Below are 3,001 nucleotides of genomic sequence, written 5' to 3'. Positions count from 1 at the left end.
GTATTATCCTTTCGAGCCGGAATCCGGCGTGGGCGAGCAGGGCGCGGTACTCGTCGGTGGTGCGTTCCTGACCGCCGGGGGCGACGAGCATGTTCAAGTCGGAAAACGCTGTCCGGCTCGGATCGGGGCCGTCATCGAGGAGTTGTTCGACCAGCAGCAGCGTCCCGGAGCCGGCCATGGCTCGGTGACAGGCGGCCAGGATTGCGCTCGATTCGGCGTCAGGCCAATCATGGATGACGGCCTTGAGCACGACAGCGGTCGGTGTGTCAGACCCGATGTCGGGTAGTACCTGGAAGAAGTCGCCCCCGATGAGCTGACAACGGTCGACAACCCCCGCACGCTCGAGCAGAGCGGCGGCGCCCGCGACGACGTCGGGCTGGTCGAACAGCACTCCGCGCAGAGATGGATAGCGCGTGAGGATCGCCGCGAGTAGGCCGCCGTGGCCGCCGCCCACGTCAACGACGGTGCTAAACCGGGCGTAGTCGTAGGCGCCAGCGACCGCGGCGGCCACGGCGAGCGAGAGGGCTGTCATCGCCCGGTCGAAGATGGCGAGTTCGTCGGGGCGCTGCCCGCGGTAGGCCCAGATCGACTCGCCGTGCAGCGCGGTAAAAGCGTTCTCACCGGTGCGCACGCTGTCCAGCAACCCGGACCATGCCTGAAAGTAGTACGGTCGCCCAACCAGCGCGGCCCAGCCGGCCACCGAACCAGGGGTCTCCGATCGCAGGGCTTGACCGAGCTCGGTGTTGGCGAAACGCCCCTGCTCATCGCGGCTGTACACACCGATCGACACCAACGCGCGCAGTAACCGATGCAGCGATCGCTCGTGCGCCCCGACCGCGGTCGCCAGTTCCTGCACCGTGCACGATCGGTCTGTCAGGGCGTCCGAGATCCCCAGCACTGCCGCCACGTGCAGGGCCTGCGAGACCTGATACCCGTTGACCAGACGGCGAAGCTCAGTAGCTGAATCCATGGCCCCAAGACTCCCGCACCCCAGGACCATTTACTAGACCATTCCGGCGCAGCGACGTCGGCGAGCACGCAGACCGGCGAGCGGCCGCGGACGGGTGAGCTTTCTTCGTGAGACATCACCTCGCGGCCCGCACACCAATCACAGCGGCGGTCAGCAATCTCTAGCAAGGCGGGGAGATCCCGGGGAAATCCCATGTCCGCCACCGGGAAACTTTCATGGCCGCTACCGGGGAGAACACCTGACCGCAGATGCCGACAACCTCATGACCGTTGACACACCCAGGGGGCGCGCCGTTTTGGTCCGACAGCCTCAATTATGTGGCCGACACACCGTTCGTCGGGACTCGTGAGGTAGTCAAACGAACTCGATCCTGTTGTCGCCGGTGCGGGCGTTCAGGAGCCGGCGTGGTCCACTTGCGGTGCCCGCTGGCCGGTCGCCTTGCGGTCACGGTCCCCACATGGATCGTGTGGCGCCGTCATCTGAGGCTGGGAGCGGTCAGGAGTGTCGCGCCAGGCAGCTGCACTGTCGCGTCTATGTCGAACCGGTCAGGTAGAACCGCCAGAATTGGCGCAGGGCATCACCCCGGTCGTGGGGCCTTAGCATGAGGTGGGCCAAGACGGTGGCCAGACGTCCTACGAACTCTGCGGCCGTGATCTCGAGGACGCAGTCCGTGTCGTGTTGGTTGCTGTCCAGGAGACGGGCGGCATGGACATGACCCCGCAAGCCTGGAACCTGGTGCTCCAGCGAGTCATCTCGCGGGTAGAGGTCTCTGACACGACGCTCCTGTTCATGCCGACGCTGGGCGAGCCGGTCGAGTGGAAGCGCACCTCCCGCGAGGTGCTGGCACCCGCAGGGCCAGCCGTCTCCGGACGTCCACAGCGTCCGAGCACGGCGAGGCTCGCCGTACCTGAGCCAGGTCCTGCGACGCAAAAACACCCACTGTCCGATGTGGACGGCGGGTGCTCCTGCGTAGAGCGGCGTGTGGTCAGCCAGTGTTCTCGACCTCCTTGCGGGCAGCCTGGAAGAGGGCGGCCACGGGCGCGGTCATCCAGTAGTAGGAGTCCCCAGCCTCGACGTCCTCCTCCCACCTGGTCGGGAGCTCGCGCCCCATGGGGCCGCAGAACCGACCGGGCCAGGCGAGGACACCAGCGACACCGTGAGCGCCGTGCGGGATGTTGGCGGCCTCCGCGATCTGGGTGCCCGAGTACTTGGTGTCGGGGTTGTCGGCCAGCAGGCCGAACATGCCGCGAGCGTTGGGCGAGAACTTGGCCCACAGGGCCTCGGCGTCAGCAACGTCCTCCTCACCGCCCGTCCACGGCGTGATCGGCTTGGGAGCAGCCGGGGACCCGGAGGCTCCCGAGGCTCCCCCGGCTCCCGAAGCTTCCCGGGGGGTCTGAGCAGCCTCCGCGAGGTGGGGCGTGAGGCTCAGGGATCCGGCCAGCCAGAGGCCGAAGAACTGATAAAACTCGGCGGTGCGAGCGTCAGGTACTGGAACAGTGATCTCGGGCATGTTAGTTCTCCTAAATAGGTACGAGAGCCTCGTGACCCCGCAAGAGGAACTATACGGGAGCCCACTAAGATAGGTCAAGAGCCCTCCTGAGCCCTCCTGAGCCCTGGGAGCCAAACCCGTGTCCGCTCACGTACATGAGGTCCGAGTTTCACCAAGTGGCGAATCGCTACTTGTAAACCGGGACCAGAGCGGCCCTCCGGACCAGCGGGACTCCGTTTCGACCTTTCGCCCTGACTGGCGTCCGAGGCGGCCTGGCGTTTGCGTGACGCCGCCAGCCGGCCACGTCGAACGACCTTGTTCCGAAAGTCGAACCCCTGGCGGAGCGCGTCCGGCCTTGGCGGTCGGCTCGCGACGACGGACGAGGGTCGTCCCACAAGGGATCGGCTACCGGCGAATCAATATCGGTGAAGGTTGGACTGCCTGGCCAGAAGAAGGAGGTACGGCGGCTTGTCGTCGTCGGTGAGCACCTGCAGTGTCTGACCAATACCCATGCCATCGACAGCCGAGCGGATCAGTGCGTC

2 protein-coding genes are annotated in these 3,001 nt (G+C 66.1%); both read right to left on the bottom strand.

Annotated features, from left to right (window positions below):
- A partial coding sequence (locus tag Q0R63_RS22000; RefSeq protein WP_295702171.1) for a methyltransferase occupies nt 1–970 on the bottom strand: 970 nt, incomplete at its 3' end.
- 985 nt (nt 971–1,955) lie between these two features.
- Complete coding sequence (locus Q0R63_RS21995) at nt 1,956–2,480, bottom strand: DUF6416 domain-containing protein (protein ID WP_295702169.1); 525 nt, start codon at nt 2,478–2,480, stop codon at nt 1,956–1,958.
- Nucleotides 2,481–3,001 lie beyond the last annotated feature (521 nt).

This window comes from Lapillicoccus sp. (assembly GCF_025353065.1).
In the GTDB taxonomy this organism is placed as follows: domain Bacteria; phylum Actinomycetota; class Actinomycetes; order Actinomycetales; family Dermatophilaceae; genus Lapillicoccus.
Note: the sequence above shows the minus strand (reverse complement) of the source record. Positions and strands in the feature narration are given on the sequence as shown.